The 24649-nt window shown below is 60.9% G+C and carries 26 protein-coding genes and 1 pseudogene; 5 read left to right on the top strand and 22 right to left on the bottom strand.

Annotation, left to right across the window (positions count from 1 at the left end; genetic code table 11):
• Positions 1 to 139 precede the first annotated feature (139 nt).
• Entirely contained in the window at positions 140 to 403 is a 264-nt protein-coding gene (locus tag ACVISU_RS17070) for a hypothetical protein (RefSeq protein ID WP_456707679.1), read from the bottom strand.
• A 405-nt stretch (positions 404 to 808) separates the two neighbouring features.
• Here ACVISU_RS17070 and ACVISU_RS17075 point away from each other — a divergent pair, with 405 nt between their 5' ends.
• Positions 809 to 1282 carry a helix-turn-helix domain-containing protein gene (locus ACVISU_RS17075; RefSeq protein WP_456707680.1) on the top strand — a complete coding sequence of 158 codons (474 nt, stop codon included), beginning with the start codon at positions 809 to 811 and terminating at the stop codon, positions 1280 to 1282.
• A 399-nt stretch (positions 1283 to 1681) separates the two neighbouring features.
• Here the strand turns inward: ACVISU_RS17075 and ACVISU_RS17080 are convergent, their stop codons facing one another.
• The 8 genes from ACVISU_RS17080 to ACVISU_RS17115 form a co-directional block, all read right to left on the bottom strand.
• Positions 1682 to 2140, bottom strand: a complete 459-nt coding sequence (locus ACVISU_RS17080; RefSeq protein WP_456707681.1) for an NADPH-dependent FMN reductase — start codon at positions 2138 to 2140, stop codon at positions 1682 to 1684.
• A 697-nt stretch (positions 2141 to 2837) separates the two neighbouring features.
• Complete coding sequence (locus ACVISU_RS17085) at positions 2838 to 4061, bottom strand: ABC transporter substrate-binding protein (protein ID WP_456707682.1); 1224 nt, start codon at positions 4059 to 4061, stop codon at positions 2838 to 2840.
• A 132-nt stretch (positions 4062 to 4193) separates the two neighbouring features.
• The gene (locus ACVISU_RS17090) at positions 4194 to 4673 is read right to left on the bottom strand and encodes a flavin reductase family protein (RefSeq protein WP_456707683.1); all 480 of its coding nucleotides are present in this window, start codon (positions 4671 to 4673) and stop codon (positions 4194 to 4196) included.
• On the bottom strand, positions 4670 to 5461 hold the full coding sequence (locus ACVISU_RS17095) for a creatininase family protein (protein ID WP_456707684.1): 792 nt from the start codon (positions 5459 to 5461) through the stop codon (positions 4670 to 4672). Before ACVISU_RS17095 ends, ACVISU_RS17090 begins: the two co-directional genes overlap by 4 nt.
• A gap of 14 nt (positions 5462 to 5475) precedes the next feature.
• Positions 5476 to 7383: an AMP-dependent synthetase/ligase gene (locus ACVISU_RS17100; RefSeq protein ID WP_456707685.1), complete on the bottom strand. Its 1908-nt coding sequence runs from the start codon at positions 7381 to 7383 to the stop codon at positions 5476 to 5478.
• Positions 7384 to 7402: 19 nt separating this feature from the next.
• On the bottom strand, positions 7403 to 8251 hold the full coding sequence (locus ACVISU_RS17105; protein WP_456707686.1) for an enoyl-CoA hydratase/isomerase family protein: 849 nt from the start codon (positions 8249 to 8251) through the stop codon (positions 7403 to 7405).
• A 160-nt stretch (positions 8252 to 8411) separates the two neighbouring features.
• The gene (locus tag ACVISU_RS17110) at positions 8412 to 9206 is read right to left on the bottom strand and encodes an enoyl-CoA hydratase/isomerase family protein (protein ID WP_456707687.1); all 795 of its coding nucleotides are present in this window, start codon (positions 9204 to 9206) and stop codon (positions 8412 to 8414) included.
• 28 nt (positions 9207 to 9234) lie between these two features.
• Positions 9235 to 10437 carry an LLM class flavin-dependent oxidoreductase gene (locus tag ACVISU_RS17115; RefSeq protein ID WP_456707688.1) on the bottom strand — a complete coding sequence of 401 codons (1203 nt, stop codon included), beginning with the start codon at positions 10435 to 10437 and terminating at the stop codon, positions 9235 to 9237.
• A gap of 328 nt (positions 10438 to 10765) precedes the next feature.
• On the opposite strand from ACVISU_RS17115, the gene ACVISU_RS17120 reads away from it, so the two are divergent.
• The 4 genes from ACVISU_RS17120 to ACVISU_RS17135 all read left to right on the top strand — a co-directional run bounded on the left by ACVISU_RS17120 (position 10766) and on the right by ACVISU_RS17135 (position 14143).
• Positions 10766 to 11365 carry a TetR/AcrR family transcriptional regulator gene (locus ACVISU_RS17120; RefSeq protein ID WP_018272733.1) on the top strand — a complete coding sequence of 200 codons (600 nt, stop codon included), beginning with the start codon at positions 10766 to 10768 and terminating at the stop codon, positions 11363 to 11365.
• Positions 11366 to 11658: 293 nt separating this feature from the next.
• On the top strand, positions 11659 to 12387 hold the full coding sequence (locus tag ACVISU_RS17125) for a LuxR family transcriptional regulator (RefSeq protein WP_456707689.1): 729 nt from the start codon (positions 11659 to 11661) through the stop codon (positions 12385 to 12387).
• Between the two features lie 85 nt (positions 12388 to 12472).
• Complete coding sequence (locus ACVISU_RS17130) at positions 12473 to 13117, top strand: acyl-homoserine-lactone synthase (RefSeq protein WP_456707690.1); 645 nt, start codon at positions 12473 to 12475, stop codon at positions 13115 to 13117.
• Between the two features lie 66 nt (positions 13118 to 13183).
• Entirely contained in the window at positions 13184 to 14143 is a 960-nt protein-coding gene (locus ACVISU_RS17135; RefSeq protein WP_456707691.1) for a LysR family transcriptional regulator, read from the top strand.
• Here the strand turns inward: ACVISU_RS17135 and ACVISU_RS17140 are convergent.
• The 13 genes and pseudogenes from ACVISU_RS17140 to ACVISU_RS17200 all read right to left on the bottom strand — a co-directional run bounded on the left by ACVISU_RS17140 (position 14110) and on the right by ACVISU_RS17200 (position 24643).
• Positions 14110 to 14355 carry a DUF2274 domain-containing protein gene (locus ACVISU_RS17140; protein ID WP_456707692.1) on the bottom strand — a complete coding sequence of 82 codons (246 nt, stop codon included), beginning with the start codon at positions 14353 to 14355 and terminating at the stop codon, positions 14110 to 14112. The two genes, ACVISU_RS17135 and ACVISU_RS17140, sit on opposite strands and share 34 nt — an antisense overlap.
• Positions 14356 to 14358: 3 nt before the next feature.
• The gene (locus ACVISU_RS17145) at positions 14359 to 15570 is read right to left on the bottom strand and encodes a TrbI/VirB10 family protein (protein ID WP_456707693.1); all 1212 of its coding nucleotides are present in this window, start codon (positions 15568 to 15570) and stop codon (positions 14359 to 14361) included.
• On the bottom strand, positions 15567 to 16601 hold the full coding sequence (gene trbG, locus ACVISU_RS17150) for a P-type conjugative transfer protein TrbG (protein ID WP_456707694.1): 1035 nt from the start codon (positions 16599 to 16601) through the stop codon (positions 15567 to 15569). The genes ACVISU_RS17145 and trbG overlap by 4 nt, the downstream gene beginning before the upstream one ends.
• A complete protein-coding gene (gene trbF / locus ACVISU_RS17155; RefSeq protein WP_456707695.1) occupies positions 16598 to 17281 on the bottom strand; it encodes a conjugal transfer protein TrbF in 684 nt (227 codons plus the stop codon). The genes trbG and trbF overlap by 4 nt, the downstream gene beginning before the upstream one ends.
• Before the next feature lie 97 nt (positions 17282 to 17378).
• On the bottom strand, positions 17379 to 18608 hold the full coding sequence (gene trbL, locus ACVISU_RS17160; RefSeq protein ID WP_456707696.1) for a P-type conjugative transfer protein TrbL: 1230 nt from the start codon (positions 18606 to 18608) through the stop codon (positions 17379 to 17381).
• Positions 18605 to 18976: a putative entry exclusion protein TrbK-alt gene (trbK-alt, locus tag ACVISU_RS17165; protein ID WP_456707697.1), complete on the bottom strand. Its 372-nt coding sequence runs from the start codon at positions 18974 to 18976 to the stop codon at positions 18605 to 18607. The genes trbL and trbK-alt overlap by 4 nt, the downstream gene beginning before the upstream one ends.
• Positions 18976 to 19704, bottom strand: a complete 729-nt coding sequence (trbJ, locus tag ACVISU_RS17170; protein ID WP_271525162.1) for a P-type conjugative transfer protein TrbJ — start codon at positions 19702 to 19704, stop codon at positions 18976 to 18978. Before trbJ ends, trbK-alt begins: the two co-directional genes overlap by 1 nt.
• Complete coding sequence (gene trbE / locus ACVISU_RS17175; RefSeq protein WP_456707698.1) at positions 19701 to 22142, bottom strand: conjugal transfer protein TrbE; 2442 nt, start codon at positions 22140 to 22142, stop codon at positions 19701 to 19703. Before trbE ends, trbJ begins: the two co-directional genes overlap by 4 nt.
• Positions 22143 to 22151: 9 nt before the next feature.
• Positions 22152 to 22415 (bottom strand): VirB3 family type IV secretion system protein, encoded by a 264-nt coding sequence (locus tag ACVISU_RS17180; RefSeq protein ID WP_456707699.1) that lies wholly within the window; start codon positions 22413 to 22415, stop codon positions 22152 to 22154.
• Positions 22415 to 22686, bottom strand: a pseudogene (locus ACVISU_RS17185) (TrbC/VirB2 family protein). The gene ACVISU_RS17180 and the pseudogene ACVISU_RS17185 overlap by 1 nt, the downstream one beginning before the upstream one ends.
• A 52-nt stretch (positions 22687 to 22738) precedes the next feature.
• Positions 22739 to 23701: a P-type conjugative transfer ATPase TrbB gene (trbB, locus tag ACVISU_RS17190; protein WP_456707700.1), complete on the bottom strand. Its 963-nt coding sequence runs from the start codon at positions 23699 to 23701 to the stop codon at positions 22739 to 22741.
• A 182-nt stretch (positions 23702 to 23883) separates the two neighbouring features.
• Positions 23884 to 24252 (bottom strand): hypothetical protein, encoded by a 369-nt coding sequence (locus tag ACVISU_RS17195; protein WP_456711005.1) that lies wholly within the window; start codon positions 24250 to 24252, stop codon positions 23884 to 23886.
• Positions 24203 to 24643 carry a ribbon-helix-helix domain-containing protein gene (locus ACVISU_RS17200; RefSeq protein ID WP_456707701.1) on the bottom strand — a complete coding sequence of 147 codons (441 nt, stop codon included), beginning with the start codon at positions 24641 to 24643 and terminating at the stop codon, positions 24203 to 24205. Before ACVISU_RS17200 ends, ACVISU_RS17195 begins: the two co-directional genes overlap by 50 nt.
• Between the last annotated feature and the right edge of the window lie 6 nt (positions 24644 to 24649).

Genomic DNA, 24649 nt, shown 5'->3' on the forward strand with positions numbered 1-24649 from the left:
TCGACGGTTGCGTTCGCTAATCTGTCTCGGCTGCGAGTAGGCCGCCGCGCTAGCGCTCGACTGTGCGACGGCGACACTATCGCGAGGTGGAGGGGGGCCCCCCTCGTCGGTGGCATCCAAAAGCCAAACTTCTAGCCCCTTAGCGCGGCCCGGAGTGCGCTTCGACAAAGGCGCGAAGGTGTGCGTCGTGTATATCGAGTACATCGAACAGCCCCAAGGCCCGCAAAGCCGGAAGCGCCTCGATCACATCGCGCTCTGCCGTTTGCCGATCCTCAACGCTGGTTTCGGGCGCAGCCAGCATCCGGGCATTGGCGAGAAACGCACCCACAGAACCTTTGCGAACGTTAACTCCATTGATCACAGCCTGGTTGACGTCGTCCGGCATCATTTCTTTTGCGCGCATCGTATTTCTCCTTCGATCACAACCCGAGAATAGCATGCGACGCTGGCGTTGCTGCGCGATCTAGGTCATACAATACGCAGTTGAGGCCATGTCGAAGCCACTGATCGAACCTAGCCGCGCCGATACGGACGCGGGCCTCCGCTGATCGCCGTCTTGGCAAACGGTGGCGAACCGCGGGTTACTCCCGCGCATCAACATGCGCGCGGCCAACTTCTCGGGGCAACGCATGGGCTCGTGACCGTCGGCATGGACTCGGGCCATTGGGTTGTACCGGCGATTCATTGCGTATGGATACCACCGCATCATTCTCATGCGCTGTGCTCCCATGGACCTTTCGTCGGGTGGAGCGTCTATGTCGCTGAGGACTGCTGCGTGGACTTACCGGCGGCACCCAGAACGATGCAAATGTCGAGCTTGCTGCGCGAATGCGTGGCACGCGCGGCAACCTGGTCAGATAGCGACCAAGGCTTGGCCAGAACTCATCTCACCGAGGTAATCCGTGACGAAATCCGATCGCTGCCGCGCGAGCAATTCGGTTTGCCCATGCCAACCGATCCACGACTGCTTCGGGTTGCGTGCGCGCTTGCAGACGATCCTGCCGATAAGCGACGCCTAGACGACTGGGCCATCCTCACCGGAAGCCCGGTGCGGACGCTGACGGGACGATTTCCCATCGAAACCGGGTTCAGCTTCACTGAGTGGCGGCAGCGCGTACGTCTGATGCCAGCGCTGGAAATGCTCGCCGACGAAATTCCGGTGACCACCATCGCCCTCGATCTCGGCTATGAAACGGTAAGTGCATTCATCGCGTTGTTCCGGCGCACATTCGGAACAACGCCGGCGCGCTATTTTCCCCGCGCCCCAGCCCGGCAGCGGTGACGCCTCCGCACGCCCGTCGTCGCTTGCCAAACCATCGGAAGCGCCAAGCCATTGTCTTGCGGATAATCGAGTTGGCCTTGCTCTGGGTCGAAGCCATTTGATACGCCTTTTGAAGACCAGTAGGGGCGCAGCGTCTATCCTTTTGAAGGTGATCTGCGGAGTTGTCAGTCACCGGCCATTTGGGTGCATACTTCGCAGATGCGACGATCAATATCCATCGCTCGGCCCTAGCGGCTGCTGTGTGCGCTCAGTTCATGGACCGCGCGATCTTCACGTGTGCGCCTATGCCTCAAGCGCCGTGATCGTCCGCCAAGGCGTCTTTCAATTGCGCGAACGCTTGTTCGACCTCGGCGAGTTGGCTGGCGAATATGGCGGCCGGATCGATCTGGCCCGCATTGGCTACGATGAGTTCGTGGGCAGCATGAGCGCCGGCCGACTGGCGACCGGCTTCATTTTGACGTATTGGCAGACCTGCACGAGTTGTTCGGCGCATTTGCCACCTCCGTGGCCACCGTAGCAAACGATCATCGCCGGCTTTCCGGCCCACTCCTTATAGAGGTGGTCGATCGCATTCTTGAGCGGCGCTGGATAGCCGCCATTATATTGAGGCGTCACGAACGCAAACGCTGGCGCGGCGGCGACCTTGTGGCTCCATGCACGTGTACGCTCGTGCTCATACTGACCCGTGTTCGGCATTGCGGATTCGTCATCCATCGGCAGCGGCCAGTCCGACAGGTCGACCAGTTCGAATGATAAGGACGTCGCGTGCCGCCCGAGCGTGGCGATCCAAGCCGCAACCTGCGGCGCAATGCGTCGAGGCCTTACGCTTCCAACGACGACGAGAACGGGTGATTGCAAAGATACATCTCCTTTGTTTCTAAGCCCGGTTTATCGGGCCGAATGCGCGCTATGCCTTTACGAGCATCGTCAGCATCCCAGTTTGCAACAGCCGGCTGGACCGATTCGCGGATACCGGGCGCGCGCTAAGGTCGGTCGGCCGATTGACTTGGCTTCTGCAACAGTGCTTCATGGCATAGCCAAATCCGCCACGACGTGAGTCCATTGGGACCGACGCAAACCGGGCTGACGTTCCGCAGTTCCTCGACCCTTGCGAAGTTGCGCGAGGTCGGACCTTTGCGCGCAGTATCACCTTGACGCTCGATCCACTATGATTCCGCCACGATTAGCGGTGTCATCCCACGTCTAAAAACCTCCGGCCTGATCACGAGTTACAAAGAGCCACTGGATCCGCGACGACGGGAAATCGACCTGACCGCGAAAGGTCGGCGAATAGCCGATGCCGCGATCGAGACCGTCGGAGAAATTTCCAGAGAGACATATTCCCGTTAGGCCAACAAGAGTTCCGAATGCTTGCGCGGAGATACTGAAGAAGGTCATCCGCCGGTGAGAGACAAGAGAGGCTTGACGGTACGATAAGCTATCGTATGCGCCATCCGTTTAAGAAAAAGGGCTCAGCGATAGTCCGCCGAGCCAGGGGAGGAGCGGAAGACAACGTCTACGGCCGACAGGCGTCGATCGGATCAGAGCTCAGCAACTAGCCCGCCGGACTCGTTTCCCCAAAAATTGGGCCGAACAACTCCCAGCGTTCGCCGTTGAATCGCATCATCTGCAACTGTCTGTGGAGGCGGTAGTCGGTCGGCGAAGTGTTAATCTTGATCCCGGGCAGCGCGAGGTCGCCCGTGAAATCCTTGAGCGAGGTCGCTTGCTTCATGACGTTCTCGCGCGTTAGGTCGTCACCGCACTGTTCGAGCACCTGGGTCAGAAGCTGCGCGACGCCGTAGGCATATGTATTGAAGTTCGAGCTCTTGTCTCCGTCCGGATAATACTTCTCCATGAAGGCGAAGTAGCGCTTTACGCCCGGATCGTCCTTCCATTGCGGATCGAGCGGCTCCTTACCGTAATTGGCGCTCATGATGCCCTTGGCGTTTTCAAGCCCAGCCGGTTTCAGGGCGCTGCCGACCGAGGTAGCCTTCGAACTGACGATCTGCAGCGGATGCCAGCCCAGTTCTGCGATCTTCTTGATCGCCTGCGCGGCCTGCTTCGGCGTTGTCGCACTGAAGAACAAATCGGCGCCAGCGTCCTTGATCTTGAGGATCTGCGAGTCGACCGTGGGATCAGAAACCTCATAGGACGCTTCGCTCACGATCATCTTCGCAGCGTTGTCGCCAAGGCCAGCCTTGACGCCGTTCAGATAGTCCTTACCGAAGTCGTCGTTCTGATAGAGCACGCCGATCTTGGCACTCGGATACTCCTTCAGGATGTACTGGCCATAGATGCGCCCTTCGACGAAGTTGTTTAGATCGTAGGCCATGGTCCAGGGAAAGCTCTTCGGATCGGAGAACCTCGAGGCGCTGGCAGCCGCGAACAGCTGCGGCACTTTCCTGGAATTGAGGTATTTCTGCACGGCTGCGTTCGAAGGCGTGCCGAGGATCTGGAAGGTCAGTAGCACCTCATCACTCTCGACGAGCTTGCGTATCTGCTCCACAGCTTTTGGCGGAGAGTAGGCGTCGTCATACTGAATCAGATTGATCTTGCGTCCATTGATGCCACCCTGGTCGTTGATCATCTTGAAATAGGCGGCCTCGGTCTTGCCGATCGACGAATAGGCCGACGCTGGTCCGGAAAACGGCATGGTCTGTCCGACCTTGATTTCGGTGTCGCTGGCACCGGGGTCGTATTTTTTCTGTGCATTGGCCGCAGAGATTGATAGCGCCATGGTCAGCGCCGTTGCCATGGTCAGATGCACTTTATTCCTCATTCGCAGTTTCCTTTCCTCAGCTTGTTTGTTTCAACGGGATGTGAAGCAGAGCTTCCGTGCGGCGGGCGCTTCTCTCAAGCCGCGCGGTCGACGTTTGGGCGAGGCGCTTAAACGCGAATTACGGTATGACGGCTACGCGAGCCTTCCGAACTCGCTACGGTGGAAGATGAGGGGCTGCCTGCGGCTATGAACGACGACGGCATGAAGTTTCAGCAGCACGATGATGTGGTCGCCCGCCTCAAATTCGTCGCGGACGCTGCAGTCATATTGGGCGATCCCCTCGGCGAGCATCACCGCACCGCTGTCGGTGATCTCGAAGGCGACGCCCGTGAACCGTTCCGGGGCCGGACCGGCGAGTTGGCGGCACAACGCGCCGTGGTCTTCAGCGAGCACGGTGACGCCGAGGTGTTCGGCTCGGCGCAGGTCGGGCCACGTGGTCGAGCCTTTCGCGACAGAGAATGACACCAGCGGGGGGTCGAGAGAGACCGAGGTAAATGAGGAGGCCGCGAGACCCATCAGCTTCCCGTCAACTTGCGCCGCTACGGCGACCACGCCCGTCGGAAACGCGCCGAAGGCCTCGCGCAGCATCCTGCTGTCCATCTGCTCGCTCATGGATGGCATGCGGCTGGCGCTCCGTGTGCGGTGGCGTACTCGACGACGAGATCGGTCACAGCGTCCAACGCGGCGTGGCCGATCACTGTCGAACTCCCGGTGGGGTCGCCGAGGACACCGTTGGGGGAGACCGCGTCTATGCCCTCGACGAATGCCCGACGCAGGAACTCCTCGTCGACCGTTCCTCGGTACCCCGCCGCCACCCGGTCGGCCCGAACCCTCTCGGGGTGCAGGACGAGCATCACCGAGGTCTCCGCCACGTCCGCGTGGCCACCAACGTGGCCTCCCAGACCGGCGACCGACTCCGCGGACTTCCGCCACGCGTCGAGGATCGCGGCACTGTCTCTATAGACGATGACCTGAAGCACCGGAGCGAGCGCTGCGGCCAGCCGCGGTTCGAAGTCGCGCATGATCGGGTAATTGCCGATGTGCCCGGAGAAGAGGACCACGCGGGCGAACCCGTGCGCAGCCAGGCTGCTGCAGCAGTCCAGGCAGATCGCTTCCAGCGTAGAGGGGCGCACCGAAAGCGAGCCGCAGAAGCCGAGGTGATGGGGCGAGTACCCAACCTTGACCGTTGGCAAGACCAGTGCAGCACCAAGCTTGCGGGCGATGCGGAGCGCCAACGCGTCCGCATGATCGCTGTCCATTGACAGCGGAAGGTGGGGTCCATGCTGCTCGATCGCGCCCAGCGGAAGGATCGCCGTGCGGGCGCCGGCCGCAATCGCCTCGGCGATCTCAGAGCTGGTCAGATGTTCGATCCGCAGTTCACGCGGTTGCTCGGAACGCATCCCTTCTCGCTCCTTCAACCTTGGAGCCGCGCTTGGTCAGCGAACTCGTTGTGCTCAGCTGAGTCGTACATCTCGTCCACGAGGGCGCTGAACGAGGTGAGCACCGCAGCCCGACGGATCGTGCCCTTGGCAGTAAGCTCTCCCGCTCCTGGCGAGAGCGCGCGTGGCGCGATACGGAAGTCCTTAAGTTGAAGGGGGCGCGCAAGCTCGGCGTTGAGATCCTCAATCTGTCTTCGCAAGCCTTCGTGCAGCGCGTCCCTATCGAGCTTGCTGCCGCTCTCAGTCGGCCAGATGAGGACGGTGAGGTATTTGCGACCGTCGCCGACGACCACGGCCTCCTCGACGAGAGAACTGGCCTTGAGGCGCACTTCGGTTGGCTGCGGATTGATGGTCTTGCCGCCGCTAGTGACGATGATGTCCTTGGCCCGTCCGATGAGCTTGACCTCACCGGATGCGTCGATTTCAACGAGGTCGCCGGTGCGGTACCACTCCCCTTCCATCGCGTCCGCGGTCGCCTCCGCGTCGCTCCAATAGCCGCGGAACAGCAGAGGCCCCTTCACCAGCAGCTCGCCCTCGCTACTGACCTTGATCCCAAAGCGCGGGTCGGGCATTGCCTTGCCCACGGTTCCAGGAGGCGGAAAGGCGCGATCCCACTGCGCGAGGACCCAGCCGCAGGTCTCGGTCGTACCGTACATCTCGCGCAGGTCCACGCCCCACAGCTGCCACAGGGCATGCACCTCGGGCGTCATCGCTCCCGACGCGGTCCAAGCGATATTGACCCGATCCACGCCTAACTTGGCGCGCAGGGGTAGGAATACCCGTTCCTGGATCTCGTCGTAGCGCGTTTGCAACTCGGCAGGCACGCATTCGCCGCGACGGCGCGTGGCGGCGACCTCGCGGGCCACCGCCATCGCATCCTCGTAAGATGTCTGGAAAGATGCCGGCGCCCCCTTGATCCCGGCGAGCGCCACGCTGAGCAACTTTTCATGCAGCCGCGGCGGCCAGACAATCCCGGTCGGACGTACGCCGCGGAGGACCTCCGAAAGCTGGTCCAGGCGACAGAAGGTCACCACCGCCCGCGTCATGATCGGCACGTAGACGCCGGACATGGCCGGAGAAACATGGGAGAGGCCCAAGAAGCTGAGCGAATCTCGGCGGGTTGTGGTCAGCTCCGGGTTGAGTACGGCAGAGCCAAGGACAGAGTACTGCAGGGTGCGGTGGGTATGAATGACCCCTTTGGGAGCTCCGGTGGAGCCGGACGTGTAGAACAAGGCCGCCGGCTGGTCGATGTGCCCCCCGACGAGGCGCTCGTCAAAAAGCGCCGGGTTGGTCGCATGGTGGGCGCGACCTGTCTCGCGCAGTGCCGCCCATGTCTTGCCGACAATCGTTCCTGGAAGTCCTGACGGGGAGCCATCGAAGCTGATCACAGCTCGCAGGGCGGGAAGCTCCGTGGCAACGGAGGCAACCTTTGCCACGTCATTGTCGTCGCCAACAACCATGGCAACGGCTTCGCTGTGTCCAACGAGCTGCCTCACTTCGGCAGCGGAACTCATGGGGTAGACACCGACCGGAATCGCTCCGGCCGACAGAATGCCAAGCGCCGCCATCACCCACTCGCCCCGGCCCGGCGCCATGATGGCGACTCTGTCGCCGGGTGCTACACCGAAGGCTGCCAGCCCGAGCGCAACCTCTCGTACGGTCGATGCGTACTGGGCCCACGTGGTCGGGATCGCGCGCTTCCCGTCCCACTGGCAAAACGCGACCTCATCGGGTTCAACCTCGGCTCGCTCCTGCACCATCTGGGCGAAGGTTCGCTCGACGGCCTGGAAGTTGGCGACGCCGATGTCGGTGACGCCGCTCAGGACTGGCACCTGCCGTACGCGGGCAGTGGTTGCGGGGACGGGGTTTGTGGCCAAGGTCATCGCTCCGATTTGTGCAGGCCTACCGGCCTGAGTGTGGGGTGGAGTTTGGGGCTGGCGCCCTCTCGTCCGAAGGCTGCGACGACGCCCGCGCCTGTCTCCATCCTTGACGGAGGCCTCGGGCCACAGGGTCGTTGAACCAGGAGGCGGCCTTGGCGAGCGTCAGTTCGGCTCGGCGTTGATCAACGGCGTCGTCGTAATCGTTCACGGCCTGCTTGAGCGCCGCATAAAGCACGGGCGCCCGGCGGCCGGCCTCTCGAGCCCGGTCAAGCGCCTCCGCCATCAGTCGACCAGGTTCGACAATCGCGTCGACAAGGCCCCACCGTGCCGCCTGTTCGGCGCCAACGAGTTCGCCATTCAGCAGCAAGTCACGTGCGCCCCGTGTTCCGATCAGGCGGATGAGGCGCTGGATTCCCTTATCCGCGGGCAGAAGGCCGTGCCTGATCTCGGGAAATCCGAACCTGGCGAGAGGCACCGCGAGCACCACATCCGCGAATAGCGCGTACTCCACGCCGCCGCCGACACAGTCACCATTGACGGCGGCAATGACTGGAGCCGGGTATCGCTCAATCGCGACAAGAAGGTTATGGAAACCCCGCATTCGGACTTCGACCGGATCGGCGGCGGCTCCGTCGGCTTCCTTGATGTCACCGCCGGCGCAGAAGAACCGCCCCCCGGCACCGGTGATCACTATCGGCGCGGGGTCGCTCTGGCCACGATCTCGGAACAGCGCCGTCATAGCGAGCAACAGCGCACGGTTCAGGGCGTTCGCCGGAGGCCTGTCGAGCGTCGCGACCACGACGCCGTCGTGGTCGGCCGTCCACAGCCCGGCAGCCGCATCGCTTTCGTGCCGCGCGGATAGAGCCGTCATCGGATGTCACTCGTGTCTGATTGCTGCGGTGGGTGGCGAAGCCGCCCTCGCTGTGAGTCAAGGGAGGGCGGCGACTGCTTCTCGCGGAACGCCTGTCAAGCCTCGATGTGGCGGGCTATCATCATGCATCGGAGCCTGGCACTGCTTCATCGCGCTGGGCTCACGTCGGTTTTTTGGCTTCCGCGAAGCGCTTGCGTTTCTCTCGAAAGGCCGCGACGGCTTCTTTGCGATCGGGACTCTTGAAGGTCAGCGCCTCGAGCGCCATCGCGGTGTCAAGATTGAGATGCACCTGCTCCTTGATCAGCTTGTTAACACTATATTTTGTCCAGACGATTGCGTTGCGGGGACCGCTCGCTAGCAGTTCGGCGTACCCGATCGCATGATCAAGAACGGTACCTTCCGGCACGACCTTGTTGATCATCCCCGCAGCCGCAGCGTCTTCCGCCGAAATGAAGTCACCGGTCATCAAGAAGTGTTTGGCCCGTGCCGGACCCAGGAGAAGTGGCCAAATTACAGCGCCCCCATCTCCAGCGACGACACCGGCCGTAACATGCGTATCGGCGAAACGCGCGCTTGGTTGGGCAAAGATAACGTCGCAAAACAGGGCGAGCGTGGCGCCCAACCCGACCGCGACGCCGTTCACGGCAGCGATGACGGGCGACTCGACTTCGAGGATGTTCCTGATGAGATGTCGACCCGAGCGCGTGGGCGATATAGGATGCCCGCCGGTATCAAGCGCGTTCTGATCACCTCCTGAGCAGAAGCCTCGACCAGCGCCAGTGAGCACTATGGCCTTCACCGCGTGGGCGCTTTCGAGGTCTACGAACACCTCCTCCAACGCGGTATGCATAGGCCAATTGATGGCGTTGAGGATTTCAGGCCGGTTCATGGTTACTACGGCCACACCGCTCGGACGTATCTCTACGAGCAAGCCTTCATATTGCTTGTCTTTCATCTTCAATCTCCAGTTCTTCAAGTAGGCGTCAGGCCGAAGCCGCAGGATGACGGACGGCGCCATCGACAGGCCCGGCGCCCGCCTTGGCGTTTTCGAAAGCCTCGCGCTCGGCGTAGTGGGCGGGGCGGGCGGTGCGGATGTCGGCAAGAATCGCATCGGACGTGCGCACGACCGACCGAGGGTTCTTGAACCTCGGGATGACGTACTTGCCGAACAACTCGATCGACTTCATCAGCTCCTTGTGCGGCATGCCGTCGATGCGCAGGGCGAGCGCATCGATGCCCATGTCGACGAATCGCTGGACCTGCCTGGTGCAGGTCTCGACGTCGCCGACGATGAAGCTCCCGGACTCGTCGAACAAATAGCGCTCGTTCTTGAAGTCGATGTTCTTGATCTTGCCAAGCGATCCGTAATCGGCGGACAGCTTCGAGAGCCGCTCATAGGCGTCGATGGACAAGGCGACGCTATGAGCCAGCGTGGCCGCCCACCGCTCCGCCTCCTCGTTTGTATCGGCGCAGTGCATTCCGCCTGAAATCACCGCCACCTTCTGCGCCTGCACGGGGAATACGTGCTCGGCGCTCGCCAGCTCCTTGTCATAGAGCTCGGCCGACCTCTGCACAGAGGCGAACCCGCTATAGCCGCCGCCCATCATTGCGCCGATGCCCATGTGCGCCGCGGCGGTGATCGATTGCGGGCTTGAGGTCGCCATCATGATTGGCGGATAGGGCAGCGTCACGTGCTTGGGCGTCAGGCTGCGCGGCGGAATCTTGTAATGCTCGCCGACGAAAGAGAAGATGTCGTTCGACAAAGCCCGGCGGATGACCTCGATGCCTTCCATCTGCTGCGCCTTGGTCTCCTCGGGATCGACCTCGAAGGCGCGCAGTGCGAGGGTGGTGTTGCCGCGGCCGACGGCGAGCCCGACGCGGCCGTTCGATAGGATATCCTCGGTCGCCAGCCGCTCCGCAACGCGCAGCGCGTGATTGATCTTCTTGGGCAGCGGCGTGATCAGGTGGATGAACTGGATCCGACTGGTTAGCGCCATCATGTACGGGTAGATCACCTCGGGAGCGGAGGTCGAGGCCGTGCCGATCGCGAAATGTTGTTCGGAGCACCCGAACGCGTCGAAGCCGACTTTTTCCGCCAGGATCACTTCGTCGATGAGCTCGCGATAGCGGTGCGCGTGGGTGTGTCCCGGCTGGGTCTCTCCCTCGCTGAAGAAGATGAACCGCATGCGTTGTGCCTCCTTCGCACCTTCAATGTTAATCTACACTAACTTTATGATCGGCGATTGCGTCTTGTCAACAACCTTTCGTCGCCGGCCATCTGGAACCGTTCTTTGCAAACTTGCTCACATCCCGTATATTTCCTGATAAGCGTGCGATGGAAAATCTTCAGCCCCCTCGCCTAGCGATCTGGCGGGGTTCAGAAAAGTGAATATATGTTTACATCAGGATGAAATGAGATGTTCACATGATCCGTTCATTGAGCCCGGCACAGACGACGCTGGCGCGCGGGATGACACAGTGCTTCGCGGCCGCCACGTGGTACGGTGCGCCTCCATGAATATTCAGCCATTACCGATCAAGCGGGCATACAGCAGCGGGCGGCGCGAACAGTTGATCGCGGTCGCTGCTGAACTCTTCCTGCAGCACTCATACGACGCGGTCACAGTTGAAATGATCGCTGCGCGCGCCGGCATCACTGGTCCTGGATTGTATCGCCACTTCCAGAACAAGCAGGCAGTCCTGATCGCGGTTCTGGAGGAACCGACGCAGATCGTGCACGAGGTTGCGAAACGGATCGCGGAGACGACGAAGGACCCAAAGGCCGCCATGATAGCGATGGTCGAGTCGCACATCCGGTTGATCCTTAAAGGTCCACCAAGCACGCTGATCTTCACCAAGAACGAGCACGCTCTTCCTGAACACGACCACAGACGGATCCGGCGCGAGATGGCGTTGTACGCGGAAGAGTGGATTTCCGTGATAATCCCACTGCGGCCCGACCTGTCCGAACCCGAGGCACGACTGCTGACCCAGGCCGTGTTCTCCATGCTCAACACGGCTGCGACGCTTAGGAAGGGCCTCGACGAGGAGTCGATCTTCTCCACTATGCGGCAGGCCGCGCTGCACGCGCTGCTCGGTCGCGGCGACCTCTGATCTACACCGGGCCTGCCGGTGCAAACCCCATCAATCAGACGGTACTCGCGGCCCGCAGAATCCCACGTATTAGCCATGGCTGCACATGAGAGATCGAACTTTGATTGGCGCGTCCCGCGCGAGCCAGGTTTTGCCTAATTTCCTTCGGCCCTAGCCGCCCAGGCGTGTAGTGCTTGATGTTAGCAGGCTTTCCCTGGGTCCGACGGGCAAGGCGTCCTCGAGCGCAGCACTGCGACGATGTTGCGGTGAGTCGCCTACAAGGCTTCTGCGCGTATCGGTCTAGGGGAAAGCATATGCATCGGGTCTTCCAAGAATTCATTGATGCAATAGTCGGCGCCGAAGATGCCGAAGGCTTCTCCAACGCGCTGGCAAAAACAGCATCGGCTTTGGACCTATCCTGTTTCGCCTATCTCGCTCTCCAGAGCGAAGAAAACAGGAAGCCCCGACTCATCTCGACATATCCAACGCGATGGACGACCCACTATCTAGACAAGAAATATCAAGTCATAGATCCCGTCATTCGAAAGGCCCTTCAGAGCCCTGAGCCCTTTCGATGGGGAATCGATTTTCGATCACAAACCAGTTCAAAAGAGCAGCGGCGACTATTCGACGAAGCCGCGCAATTCGGAATCCGGTTTGGATTCACCGTCCCGATACACGATGGGCATGGGCCGATATCCGCATTGACTTTCGCTACTGACGAGAGCCGGCCAAAATTCGAGAAATGCATTGATTCGTACACGCGTGTTCTTCAACTCATGGCGATGTATTTTCATGCTCACGTTCGTCGCAAGCTCGGAAACGAACGTGGTCTCGACGGAATTCGGCTATCGCGCCGCGAAGTAGAATGTTTGGAGTGGGCGGCTCGAGGAAAGAGCTCTTGGGAAATCGGCCGCATTCTCGGTATCTCGCGCAACACAGTTGCGTATTACTTAGAGAATGCGAAGGAAAAGCTCGGCGTTCGCACCATCGCGCAGGCGGTAACACACCTGGCGGCTGCAAATAGAAAAAAGCAAAATTAGGGTGCCCTCCCCCTACAACTACAGGTGATGATTTGAGCTGATAATCGCGCTTCAACGAAGGCTATCCAACAATTCTGGAGGGATTATGATCCAGTTGATCACACCACCTTCGTACGGAGAGCTTTCCGATACCCTCGTTGAGATGCATCGGTTGCGGCATCGTGTCTTCAAACTGCGCATGGCGTGGGAAGTCGAGACCAGCGGCGACATGGAGATCGACGAATTCGACGCGCTGCATCCTGACTATCTAATCCAGGTAGATGAAAACGGCCAAGTGCAAGGTTCCGTGCGCCTGCTCCCCACGCTTGGCCCGACCATGCTTCGCGACACCTTTCCCGCGCTTCTTGAAGGTCAACCCGCGCCGTCAACTTCGCTAGTATGGGAAAGCAGCAGGTTCGCTATCGACATTGCAGCCGACGCCCCCAAAGGAAATCACGGCATAACTCGCGCCACATACGAGCTGTTTGCCGGAATGGTCGAGTTCGGGCTCTCGCGAAAACTCACTGATATCGTTACTGTCACAGATCTCCGAATGGAGCGAATCCTTCGACGGGTCGGTTGGCCGCTGCGACGCATTGGCAATCCGGCCACAGTCGGCAACACAGTGGCCTTGGCGGGTTACCTTGCGATTTCGAGCGAAGTTCTCCGAAATCTCCGTAAGGCCGGAGGTCTTTCGACACCGACTCTCTGGACGCCAGTAATCTTTGCTGCCGCCGATCCCTGCCAGTGAACGAGATAGAGGTCCTCGCCTGGATCGGGGACTTCCTGTCTTGTGGTTTGTTACCGAGCTTCGAAAATGACAGAAACCGGGATCCGACGCGATCGGCGGAACACAGCGTGCGCGATTGACCTACAACAGCTTCGATTCGCTGTGGCTGCCAGCGACTACGGGAGCTTTCGACGAGCCGCTGATGTTCTTTCGATCAAGCACACTGTCCTGAGCCGATCCATCGGTCAGCTTGAATATCTGGTTGGGACTTCACTATTCGAGCGCTCTAGCGGAGGAATCAAGCCCACTATCGCTGGCCAAGCGGTTTTGCGAATTGCGCGGCTAATCCTGGAACAGGTCGACATACTGGTTGAAACCGGGAGGTCTGGTGGTCGCGGCGATACTGGCCATCTCGTTATTGGCTTCTACACGTCCGTGTCTACCGGCAATTTGCGAGCGACGATAGGTGAATTTAAGAAGCGGCTCCCGCAGATCGAATTGGCAACGATGGAACGCTCTCGCTTTCATCTGATGACCGCGCTGCGTAACGGGACCGTCGACGTCGTCGTTAGCCCTGGACGTCTGGCTTCAATGGACGTCAAATCACTACTGCTGTGGAGCGAGCGCATCTTGATCTCGTTGCCTCAGGATCACTGCCTAGCGGCGCGCGAGACCATCTATTGGGCAGATTTGCGTAACGAAAAGATACTTCTAAGCAAGATTGATCCTGGACGAGAGCTCGAGGATCTCCTGATTTCGAAGCTCGCCTCACCTGACGACCGGCCCGCAGTAGAGCGCCACGACGTAAGCCGCGGCATTATCAAAAATCTGACGAGTATGGGCATGGGGCTCAGTCTGGTGATGGAATCAGATATCGGCGCAAGTTTCGCTGGGCTTGTGTACCGGGAATTGCACGACGGGACAGGACCTAGCCGGGTAGACTTCTTTGCGCATTGGCGCGACGACAATGAAAATCCGGCTCTAAAGCGTTTCCTCAATCTGTTGGCAGAGCGCTATCCCTCGCTTCCGCCAGCTCTCGAGGGGTGACCAGTTCGTCTCGCCTTTGCAAATCCGCGGTCCGTGGCCATAAAGCGGGCCAACATGGGCGCAATCAGCTTTGCCGGATCGATACGTTGTCCGTTTTCGCGTGCCAGGGCCTCTGCATAGGCGACGAGATCCCTGTGCACTGATGCTGGCAACTCGGTGGTGACCTTGACCGGCTTGTCGTCTGGCAGTGCTCCTATTCTAAGCTTGGGCATCTTCTATCCCCCGTACGGCGCAAGTATTAGGTCACGATTGACGACAACGCGAACCGGAAAACCAGGTCGCACGGTCAGCGTCGGCTGGATGTTGAGACTGCGCCGAACCACCTGCTGTCCGGTCTGGTTCAGCGAATCCGAGACGCCGTGTCGCAATGCCTGGATGATGGCGCTGTCGTTGCTATTCGTGTCGGAACCTGCACCTAGTTCTGTCCCGACAGCCAAGAACGTCGATAGCGCAGCGGCCTTGAACAGCTCGGCCCAGTGATTGTCGACCTGGTCTTCAAGGCCCGCATAACCAGCAGTGTCAGCGCCCGGCTGCCGCTCGAGAACGATGGAGCGTCCATTCGGCATGATCAGCCGGGTCCAGACGAGCAGAACACGTGACTGGCCGAAGTCGACCTGACTATCGTAGATCCCGATCAGACGCGCGCCCTGAGGCACAAGCAGGAAGCGGCCGGTCGGTGTGTCATAGACATTCTCCGTTACCTGCGCCGTAATTTGGCCTGGGAGGTCCGATCGGATTCCGGTGATCAGGGCGCCCGGAATAACCGTCCCAGCCTGCACGATATATGGTGAAGCTGGCTTGGTGACGCGATCGGGGCTGACTGTGCGACGGTCCACGGAGGCGTTCACAAAGGCAAGCTTGCGGTCCTGACCGTTCTGCGCAAATCGATCGTCATTGGTGCTCGTCGGGCTTGGCGATGCGATGCGATCGCCCGCTACACCTGCAGCCGTGGGCTCACGCACTTCTCTCCCATTGGTCGAAGCAAACAGATGGCTAATGCGGGCTGCCTCGGTCTCTTGATCCCGGCGCTGCTGTTCCGGATCAGCGCCGATCGTCGGCGACTGGCCTTGGGCCGCAAGGATCGGCCGACCGAGGTCTCCTGGAAGCGGCGGACCCAGTTGCGGGATTGATTGGCGTGGAATGCCAGCGTAGTCCTTCGGCAGCGCCGTAATGCCGTCGGCGACATTGTGATGGTCGGTACTGTAAAGCTCATCGGCCATCTGGTCTCGAGGGCGGTTCTTCTGCAGCGACCACAGCAAGGCTCCGCCGATGACAAGCAGGGCGACCGCGCTCCCTCCCGCCAGTACTTTCCGTGACACCCGTGTCACGCGCGGGTGCTCCGCTCTCAAGCGGAAGTTCCTGGACTGATCTTCTTGTCTCTCAGGCGGAGCCGCTTGCTCCTGATCGTTTCCATTCCGGGTGTTCATGACGACGGCCTCCCGTCGGTCCGGACAATACGGACCTTCTGCTGGTGCTCGCCGCCAAGCCGCAGTTCGGCGGCAGCAAACAGCCGATCGACGATCAATACGTTGCCGTAAGCGCGATAGTTGACGAGTTCAGTCTTGCCGTCTGGACCGATGACGAAGAGCGGAGGCATCTCGCCCTGCACGATGCCTTGCGGGAATTCGACATAGACCTTGCGGCCATCGTCATAGGCGGCGATCGGCCGCCAGGGAGGACTGTCCCCTTCGATGGCATAGCGGAAGATACGCTGCGCCGGCTTCGGAAGAACGGGTTTCACAGCAGCTGAACGCGACCGTTCGCGTACCGTCTCAGGATAGTACCAGGCAACCGATGGCATGTATGGCCGCTCGCGGGAGCGGAGCTCAATCAGGTACGTGCGCCGGTCAGTATTGACCACCAGGTTGGTCTCGATCGAAGCTCGGGTCGGCTTGACCAGGATATGGACGCGTCGTGTGTCGCCGCTCCCGCTCTCGGTATCGCCCACGACCCACCGCACGGTATCTCCGGCCGCGATCGGCCCCGATCCCGTCAACTGCTCCCCCTCCTCGAGCGCAATATCCGTGATCTGGCCCGGTGCGGCGTAAATCTGATAGAGCGCTCCTGGACTGAAGGCGTAGATTTGCGCCGCATTGAAATACCCCCGCATGCGCGGTTCGACCCGGGCTGCGCTGTTTGCGGTCTCAACCCGGCTCACGGGTTCAGCGTCTTCCTTCCCTCCCAGCTTGCCGCCGAGAGCCGGCTTCCAGAGGGGTGGAACGTGAAGCGGCCGCGTCCCGTCGTCCAGAGTTGCGGGAGCCACCGGCAGTGGTGGAACTTCCGCGTCATAGCTGATCTCCGGCGGAATGTAGGTCGCGCACCCGCCAAGCGCCGACGAACCGACCAGAAGAGCAAGCAGAACCGCTCGCCTCGCGGGTATCAACTCGCGACAAGCCAACTTGAGCCTGCTGTGCAGGATGGAAGGCTTTGAACGAACCTCAGATGGCGTCTTGTTCACTGACTCAATTCCTTTGACCAGTTGATGGCGCGGACATAGACGCCAAGGGGATTCTTGCGCAGGCGCTCGGCATCGCGCGGCGTCTCGATCACGATCGAGAGAATTGCAGTCCAGCGCTCGGTCGAACTCAACGAGCCGTTGTCGTAGACGCGCTGGGTCCACGCGACGCGAAAGCTCTCCGACGACGCGCGAATGATGCTCGAGACCTCGACGGAGACCTGGGCCTTGCCCAACTTGGCAAAGGGGTCATTGGTGCGCGCATAGTCGTTCAGCGCAGCCGCGCCACGATCCGTCGTAAAATCATAGGCCCGGAGCCAATTCTGGCGCAGAACGATACCGTCGGCCGGCAGGCCTCTGACATCCTCGATAAAGCGCGCCAGATGATAGGCGATCTGCGCATCAGTGGGTTGATAGTCGATGTTCGCCGGCGCAACCCTTTGGGCCTGGCCGAGATGGTCCACTTCAACCACCCACGGCGTGATCGAGCCTTGGCTCGATTGCCAAACCAAGCTAGCTGCGAGACCGGCCGATAGCATCAAGCAGCCGAACGCCATCAGGCGCCAGTTCCTGGCCTGCACGCGGGCAGATCCAATGCGGTCGTCCCAAACCTGCGCTGCCTTTTGGTACGGCGTGATCGGCTCGGGCATGCGCCCGTAGTGAACGGAAGGTCGTTTGAACATCGATGGTTGCCCCTGGGATCAAGTAATCGGTTTCGAGTCGAGCGGTGTCCGCGTTCGAGACGCCCGCGCAGTGATTGGAAAGGTGCAATGCTGCGAGTCAGCGCTCTCCTTCAGACAAATCGACGGAAGAACCGCTTCCACCGTGATCGCCTGAGCGGACCGCGTGTCCGGCTGCCGACGCCCCGTGCCGAATAGTCTCGGCACGCTTCATGCGCCGCGCCCAATCGGGCTGCCCGTCGGCCGATGTGCTGGCGGCCTGCGCGCTGGTTTGCCCACCTCCACCGAGCGCGGCCGCTGCCCGACGCAACGGGTTCATGGCAGCGGAAGCGCCGGCCTCCGCGACGCCGGCAAGGCCGCCGCTGCGGTAGGCCGCTGACGCTCCGCTCATCGCAGCTCCGCCACTACGCGCGGCGCCCGCAATCGCGCCGCCAGCGAGACCGGCACCGCCGGCGGCAAGACCTGCGCCCGCCGCAACAACGCCGCCGGCAGCAATGCCTGTTCCGATTGCGGCGCCGCCGCCGAGTTGCGGTCCGCCTGACACAAGGCCGTTTGCGATACCCGGACCAAAGATGCCGAGCCCCAGTAGGGAGAGCGCCGCCAGCACCAGCGTCATCGCGTCTTCAATGGTCGGCTGATTGCCACCAAAGCCAGCGGTGAATTGCGAGAACAGGGTCGAGCCAATGCCGACGATGACGGCCAGGACCAGGACCTTGATCCCCGAAGAGATGACGTTGCCCAAGACCCGCTCGGCCGCGAAGGCGGTCTTGCCAAACAAGCCAAAGGGAATGAGCACAAAGCCGGCCAGCGTGGTGAGCTTGAACTCGATCAGGGTAACAAAGAGCTGGATCGCCAGAATGAAGAAGGCGAGCAGCACCACAACCCAGGCGAACAGGAGAACGACGATCTGGACGAAATTCTCGAAGAAGCTGATGTAGCCCATCAGGTTGGAGATCGAATCGAGCAGGGGTCGGCCGGCGTCGAGGCCGACTTGCGCGATCTTTCCCGGCCGCAGGAAGTCCGACGCGGAGAGACTGGCGCCTGATGCTTTCAGCCCAAGACCAGCAAAGCTCTCGAAGACGATGCGTGCCAGACTGTTCCAATTTCCGATGAGATAGGCAAAAACACCTACAAAGAGCGTCTTCTTGATGAGGCGCGCAATAATGTCTTCGTCTGGCCCCCAACTCCAGAACAACGCGGCGAGCGTAATGTCGATCGCAGCTAGGGTCGTTGCGAGATATCCGACATCGCTGCCGAGCAGCCCAAAACCGTTGTCGATATATCGCGTGAAGGTTTCCAGGAAGTGGTCAATGATCCCCGTGCCAGTCATGGCTTGCTAGCCTCGGGTGTCGCCGATGGTCGATATCCTTGCGGGATTCGGCTCTGATCCTCTGGGACGGGCACCAACCCCGCGGTGGGATCTTCTTCCCCAGGAACCGCGGCACCGGTTTTCCTACCAAGGAAGCGGCGCCGGTTTTCGGCCCAGATCTGCTGGCAAAGCCGATAATCTGCCGTTTCCTCCGCAGTGACGCTGCGGCAGCGTGCGAGGTCAGAGCTGGCTGCACCTGTCGTCTGCTCCGCCTTCGGCAGCGCGGGCGACTCGTCACCACCGCGAAGCTGAATCGTGCAAGCAGTAACGACCAAAACGCCGATTGTCGTAAGCAGCGACAACGCCTTGAATGCCCTTATGTCGGCCATCAGTGGAACATCTGCACGTTGGAGGATTGATAGCCCTGCCCCGGTGACAGGAAGCGCCGAAGCTGTTCTCGTCCCTGATCCTGGGCCGAGGCGCGCTGAGCCGCTTCAAGGCTCTGCGCCCTGCCTTGTGCAGTCACGACAGCGGTGAGATCGGCGAGCTGCTGCGCGTTCAGCGCAAGAATCTGATTGCCAGCCTGCGTCGCCTGCAGAGCGCCGCTCGCAATTTGGCTAGACGTTACGAGCGCGGACGTCTGGATACGATTTGTGTCGAGGTTACCAACGATGCCCGCCTGGACGCGAAGCGCGTCTTGCGTTGCGGCATAGGAATTCTGCCAACGTGCCTGAGCGTTGGAGATCAGCAACTGGTTCGACTGGTTGCCGCTAGCTGGCGCGTAGCTGGTCGAGAAGGCGCGGTCGATCTGCTGGACATCGTAGGCGATGCGCTGGGCTTGGGCTAGTAATTGCTGGGTCCGCTGGATCGACGATTGCAGTTGCTGCAGCGACGAATACGGCAGACTTGCCAGGTTCTTCGCCTGATTGATCAGCATCTGTGCCTCGTTCTGCAGCGAGGTGATCTGATTGTTGATCTGCTGGAGCTCCCGCGCGGCAGTCAGGACGTTCTGAACGTAGTTGGTGGGATCGAAGACGATCAGCGCCCGTGCGGGCACCGTGGCGCCAAGCAACAGCGCGAAGGCGGCCGTGGTCGCCAATAGGCCAAGAGGTCTCATAGCGATTTCTCCAGATTGGCGAGATTGGGGATCAGATCCGTCGCCCAGGCGACGCCACGGTGCTGGAGCCAGGCAGGCACGAAGCCGTCAGGTCCATGTTCGGCGATGAGTTGCGTGATGGCTGCCTGGTCTGTCTTGGAAGAGGCTGCGGTAAAGGCGAGTGCGACCTCACCAAGCCCAAGTTCGAACATCCGGTTGCCCCGACGCGACTGGCAATAGTAGTCGCGCTTTGGCGTCGCCCGGCTCAGAAGTTCGATTTGCCGATCGTTGAGTCCGAAGCGGCGGTAGATGGCAGTGATCTGTGGTTCGATCGCCCGTTCGTTCGGCAGCAACAGGCGCGTTGGGCAACTTTCGATGATCGCTGGCGCTATCGCGGAGCCATCGATGTCCGAGAGCGACTGGGTGGCGAAGATGACGGAAGCGTTCTTCTTCCGAAGCGTCTTCAGCCATTCCCTGAGTTGCCCCGCAAAATCCTCGTCATCGAGGGCAAGCCAACCCTCGTCCACAATCAGGAGTGTCGGCCGGCCGTCGAGACGATCGCCAATACGATGGAAGAGATACGCCAGCACGGCCGGCGCAGCACTGGTTCCGATCAAGCCTTCGGTCTCAAACGCCTGGACCGAGGCCTCGCCGAGACGTTCGAATTCAGCATCGAGTAAGCGCCCGGAAGGTCCGCCCAGGCAGTATGGTTGCAGGGCGCGCTTCAGGGAGTTCAATTGAAGCAGGACGGACAGGCCCGTGAGGGTCCGTTCCTCCCTCGGCGCCGAAGCGAGAGATGTCAGCGCCGACCACAGATGATCCTTGACCTCCGGGGTGATCTCGACCTTTTCCCGAGCAAGGATTGCGCAGATCCATTCCGTGGCCCATCCGCGTTCGGAAGGATCATCGATCCAGGCCAGCGGTTGCAGGGCGACGGGTTGTTCACCGCCGTCGGACAATGCGCCACCGAGATCATGCCAGTCACCGCCCATGGCAAGGGCGGCCGCCCGGATCGAACCACCGAAGTCAAACGCAAAGACCTGAGAGTTCGGATAACGCCTGAACTGTAGCGCCACCAGCGCGAGCAGCACTGACTTGCCAGCGCCTGTCGGTCCCACCACAAGGGTGTGGCCGACGTCACCGACATGGAGCGAGAATCGGAACGGCGTCGATCCCTCGGTCTTGCCAAACAGAAGCGGCGGCCCCTTGAAGTGCAGATCCCTCGCCTCGCCGGCCCAAACGGCCGACATCGGAATCATATGGGTGAGGTTGAGAGTTGAGATCGGCGGCTGCCGCACATTGGCGTAGACGTGCCCCGGCAGACTGCCGAGCCAGGCCTCGACGGCGTTCACCGTCTCGATCATGCAGGTGAAATCCCGGCCCTGAATGACCTTCTCGACCAGCCTCAGCTTTTCATCGGCAGCATTGGGATCGCGGTCCCAGACGGTAATGGTCGCCGTGACAAAGGCTTGCCCGATCTGGTCTGAACCCAGTTCCTGCAGGGCGGCGTCGGCATCGATCGCCTTGTTGTGGGCGTCGGTATCGAGCAGCGTCGATGCCTCGTTGGTCATGACCTCCTTGAGGATGGCACCGATGGATTTTCTCTTGGCGAACCACTGACGGCGGATTTTGGTCAGCAGCTTGGTGGCATCGGTCTTGTCGAGCATGATCGCTCGGGTCGACCACCGATACGAGAATGCCAGGCGATTCAGGTCGTCCAGGATCCCCGGAGTCGTCGCCCCCGGAAAGCCCACGATCGTCAGAGCTCGCACATTGGCCGAGCCCAGCATCGGCTCAAGCCCGCCGGTCAGCGGCTGGTCGGCCAAGAGCGCGTCGATGTACATCGGTATTTCGGGCACCCGAACGCGGTGACGTTTGGTCGAGATCGTCGAGTGCAGGTAGGTCAGCGTGTCCTGATCATCGAGCCAGGCACATTCGGGCATGAACCCTTCGACGAGTTGAAGCACACGGCTTGTCTGGTCGATAAACCCACGGAGGACCTCGCGCGCGTCGGCTCCGACGGTGCGGTCGCGACCTTCGTAAAGCAGTTGCTCTGCCCTGGCGGCCCCTTCCTCCGGAGGCAGATAGAGGAAGGTCAGGAAGTAGCTGGACTCATAGTGGGCGCCCGCCTCCTCGAATTGAGCCCTGCGTTCCGCGTCAACCAGCGCAGACGCGACATCCGGAAAGGTGCTCGCAGGATAGGCTCCGGCAAAATGGCGCTGCGCCTCAACGAATACGGCCCAGCCTGATCCCAGGCGACGCAAGGCGTTATTCAAGCGGCCCGCGACGGCGACGAGTTCAGCCGGAACTGCGCTATCGAGGTCCGGTCCTCGGAACTTTGCTGTCCGCTGGAACGAGCCGTCCTTGTTCAGGATGATTCCCTCGTCGACGAGCGCTGCCCAGGGCAGGAAGTCGGCGAGGCGCGCGCTGGAATGGCGATATTCGGCAAGATTCATCATGACCGAGGCTCAGGTGTTGAGGTGACCGGGAATGCGCAGATGTCGGCGCACCACATCGACGAAGGCAGGATCGCGCTTGGCGGCCCAGACGGCGGCCATGTGGCCGATGAACCAGAGGACAAGACCCGCGATCCAGAGCCGCAATCCGAGTCCAAGGGCTGCCGCAAGGGTGCCGTTGACGATCGCGACCGACCGCGGCGCGCCGCCCATCAGGATTGGCTCGGTGAGTGCGCGGTGAACGGGCACGACAAAGCCTGCCACCCGATCATCCATCAGATCACCACGCCGCCGCCGAAGGAAAAGAACGACAGGAAGAAGCTCGAGGCGGCAAACGCAATCGACAGACCGAACACGATCTGGATCAGCCTGCGGAAACCACCTGACGAGTCCCCGAACGCGAGCGTGAGCCCGGTCACCAGATGATGATGACGGCGATGATCTTCGCGACCGGCCCCTCCACCGACTGCAGGATCTGATTGAGTGGCTGTTCCCACGGCATGTTCGAGCCAGCCGCCCATGCCGGCGCCGCTCCCAAAACAACCATGTCGAACACGGCCAAAGATGCACCTCGAAGAAAGCGAAATTGCCGACGCATGTCAGTCTCCTGCTGTTGAAAGGCTGTAGTCGCCGGCGGCGCCAAGCCCCGAGACCAGGGCGAGTTCGGCGAGGCGACGGTCGGCGCCGCGCCCCGCCAGCACGACGATAACGTTGATGGTCTCGGCAATCAGGGCACGCGGAACCGTGATGACGGCTTCCTGGATGAGTTGCTCGAGCCTCCGCAGGGCACCCAGCGCGGTGCCCGCGTGAATTGTGCCGATCCCGCCGGGATGGCCGGTGCCCCATGCCTTGAGCAGATCCAGCGCTTCGGCACCGCGAACCTCACCGACTGGGATGCGATCCGGACGCAGTCGCAGCGAGGAGCGGACAAGATCCGACAACGTTGCCACGCCATCTTTTGTCCGCAGCGCGACGAGATTAGGCGCTTTGCACTGGAGTTCGCGCGTATCTTCGATCAGCACGACCCGATCGGCAGTCTTTGCCACTTCGGCCAGGAGCGCATTCGTCAAGGTTGTCTTGCCGGTCGATGTCCCACCGGCGACCAGAATATTCTTCCGTGCGGCGACCGCGTCCTTCAGGATCTCGGCCTGCTCCGAGGTCATGATCGCCCTGGCGACGTAGTCGTCGAGCGTAAACACGGCCACAGCGGGCTTGCGGATGGCAAAGGCCGGTGCTGCAACGACCGGAGGCAGGAGACCTTCGAAGCGTTCGCCTGTCCCAGGTAGTTCTGCCGAAACCCGTGGCGCGCCGGCATGCACCTCGGCGCCTACGTGATGCGCGACCAGGCGGACAATGCGCTCGCCATCGGCCGCGGACAGAGTTTCGCCAGTGTCGATCAGACCATTCGACAACCGGTCGATCCACAACCGCCCATCTGGGTTGAGCATGACCTCGATGATCGCTTCATCCTCGAGGTAGGTAGCAATCGCCGCGCCAAGCGCGCTGCGCAGCATTCGCGCACCGCGAGAATTCGCTTCCGATTGAACGGAATGGATTGCCATCGTTCGCCCCCGCCGAATGAGGACGCCCAAGAGCGCCCTCAGATGGGGACAATTAGAAAAGGCACCAATGGACTTGGCGCAACAAGCGCTTTCGCGCGATCGTAGATTAGCGTAGAAAAAGAAAGACTAAGAACTGATCTTTGAGGCCTACTCAATCATATCGGTTCGCTACGAGTTACCGCTCACCACTCGGCATCATCATCCGCGGGTATGAGGATCACCGAATTCTCATATGAGCTTACCGACTCGACAACATTGAAGACATTAGCGGGCAAACGCGGAATTAGCCTCATCCGTGAAGCTAGGTATCGGCCCCAAGGCAGCGAGAACCAGACCAAGGCCGCGATCTGCAGCGCTACGTTGACGCCGAATGCGACCTGATAGGCGTGGACTGTCCTATGGCCATCATTCGCAGACCACTGCTCCAGGATCAGGCCTGTCGCGTACTGTGCCAGAAATGCCCAACCAAAGTGCAAGACGTTCAAAGCGCCGTTGGCACGACTAGCAAGCTCCGGCGGAAAGTAATCCACGATCACCGCGAAGCTGACCACGGTTGCCGTTCCGACAATTGCGACAACGGACCAGGGCATGATGGACGGCAAGCGCCTCGACAAATCCTTCGAACCGCTCCCGGCCTTTTGCCTGCGCGGCCGCCTGCGCGTCGTTGGGTAGCGGAGGTGTGATCGTCAGCCAGAAGCGAATGAAGAGCGCCAAGCTTTCAGCCGTCAAACCAACGTCACGCTCCAGCCTCTGCATTTGACGGGAAAGCCGATCCAGGCGACGGGTAAACGCCGCCTCCCGCCTGTCCGCGCCGTCCGGTGACAGAAATGAAGCGACGGCCGCTTCCACGATGGCAGAGCGGGAAAGCTTCTTGCGATCGGCGAGCTCCGAGATTTGCTTCCGCAGTTCTGGCGGGAAGTAGACGTTCATCCGGTCGCGCATAATTGC

The organism is Bradyrhizobium sp. USDA 4452, from assembly GCF_054063575.1.